Below are 1,729 nucleotides of genomic sequence, written 5' to 3'. Positions count from 1 at the left end.
AGAATCAGCACCCGCTACAAAGCAGCTAGAACATCTTTTCTTAGTTTATTAGTCAAATCAAAATCTGTGTTGAATGGGTCTGAGGGTCATTTTCAGGCGTTGAGTTACTTCGATACCATCTATATCTGTAAATCGAGAGCAATGATCGCAACACTAGGGTTTGTTTCTTCGATCATTTTTACTCCCTGATGACCATCAGATGCTGCTCCTAATACTTCTATGTCTTCAACCTGTTTTAATGCAGCTAATAAACCAACACGGGTCAAATCGTGGTTTTCTACCAACACAAGACTAATTCTACTCATCTTCAATTTATTAAATAGATGTAATATGGACACATAGGGCTTTCAGTTCATCGGTCTTTTGAAAGAAGGTTAATTTATATGAAACTCATTTGACAAAAGGGAACTTTAGGCGAATGTTACAAGAATACCATGAAAATTACTCGTTTAAGATGAGTATGAACTGTTCCTAATTAACTTTAGTAATTAAAAAACTAGAAACCTTAGCTTTTTGCTTTAATTCACCCTAAAATGATTGTTTTTTGCAAAATAAGCTTAGAGCATAGATGACTAGATTTTTGGCAAAATTGAGTTTCTAAAGAGACTAACCAATCTTTCTTAAGTGATAGAAAAAAATAAATATTTTTTAATTTTACCTAACCAACGAAAGATGATGATAGATAAGTATTTTTGTTTTGATAATAATAGGAAGTTTAAGTTAAGAGTGGTAAATAAATCAATCTTTATTTCTATAAATTGTGTGGTGTGTGATTAGCAATATTAACTGTTTTCCTGAAAACGAGACGGAGGTCATTTATGCAATTATTAAATAATCAGAAGAAAGTCAATAAAACTGGTATTATCGGTTTAATTAGTAGTATTTTCGTAGGAATACCTTTGATGGCATTACCTGCATCTTCTCAAATTATCATTGGACCGATTTGCCCTGGATTATACTATGAAGAACCTTGGAACGATATCATAGAACCCCCTGCAGGTTGTCCAGCTAACGAAAGAGAAATTTATAGTAGTCAGGCAGAACTTGATGATCGTGAACCTGATTATGATGATGTAGAAGTTTACGATCCTGAACCTGATTATCTTGAACCTAATTATCGAGTCGTTCCCCCTCTTCCTGAGGTACTAAACGATCCCATTGCTTTCGTGAATCCAACTAACGATGGTACTGTAGATATCAAAATTGATAACGATACTAATTCTTTGGTGACTTATCAAGTATTAGGTCATACCGATGAAAGATGGTTAGAAGGTAGAGAAGAGATCATGCTCACAGATGTTCCTACCCCGGTAACTATAACCATGATCAGAGAAGATAATGGTTTATTAGAATTTATGACCAGTGGATCTGACTCAGATTATCTGCACGTTACCTTAAATGAAGATCCTACTTTTGATGATGTTCAAGGTGTCTTACGAATTCAACCTTCTGGCGAAGTTTTCCTACAATAGTAGGTCAAAGGATTGATCGTAAATAATAAGTAATTAACTCTCCCATCCTGGGGGAGTATTTTATTGTTTAATGAAAGGTTAAAAATTGTGTGGCTTCTTCTATAGAAAGAGGTTGACTAAGATAATATCCTTGCACAGTTTGACAATGTAAATTATGTAAAATATCTAGTTGTTGTTGAGTTTCTACTCCTTCAGCAACCACTCTCATATTAAAGCTTTCTCCTAGAGAGATCAACGCAGAGATCAAGGTGGTATTG

Annotated in this window: 3 protein-coding genes; 1 reads left to right on the top strand and 2 read right to left on the bottom strand. The window is 34.4% G+C overall.

What is annotated here, in order from left to right:
- Positions 1-119: 119 nt before the first annotated feature.
- Positions 120-305 (bottom strand): response regulator, encoded by a 186-nt coding sequence (locus tag CY0110_RS27665; protein WP_008278987.1) that lies wholly within the window; start codon positions 303-305, stop codon positions 120-122.
- A gap of 513 nt (positions 306-818) precedes the next feature.
- Between CY0110_RS27665 and CY0110_RS27660 the strand changes: the two genes are divergently transcribed.
- Positions 819-1,472 carry a hypothetical protein gene (locus CY0110_RS27660; protein ID WP_008278986.1) on the top strand — a complete coding sequence of 218 codons (654 nt, stop codon included), beginning with the start codon at positions 819-821 and terminating at the stop codon, positions 1,470-1,472.
- A gap of 67 nt (positions 1,473-1,539) precedes the next feature.
- On the opposite strand, the gene CY0110_RS27655 is transcribed toward CY0110_RS27660, so the two are convergent.
- Positions 1,540-1,729 (bottom strand): EAL domain-containing protein (locus CY0110_RS27655; RefSeq protein WP_008278985.1); only part of this gene is annotated, 190 nt, incomplete at its 5' end.

Source organism: Crocosphaera chwakensis CCY0110 (genome assembly GCF_000169335.1).
Classification (GTDB): Bacteria; Cyanobacteriota; Cyanobacteriia; order Cyanobacteriales; family Microcystaceae; genus Crocosphaera; species Crocosphaera chwakensis.
Note: the sequence above shows the minus strand (reverse complement) of the source record. Positions and strands in the feature narration are given on the sequence as shown.

Coding starts and splice junctions, on each gene's coding strand:
- CY0110_RS27665 (WP_008278987.1), bottom strand. CDS start 305: ATGAGTAGAATTAGTCTTGTGTTGGTAGAAAACCACGATTTGACCCGT.
- CY0110_RS27660 (WP_008278986.1), top strand. CDS start 819: ATGCAATTATTAAATAATCAGAAGAAAGTCAATAAAACTGGTATTATC.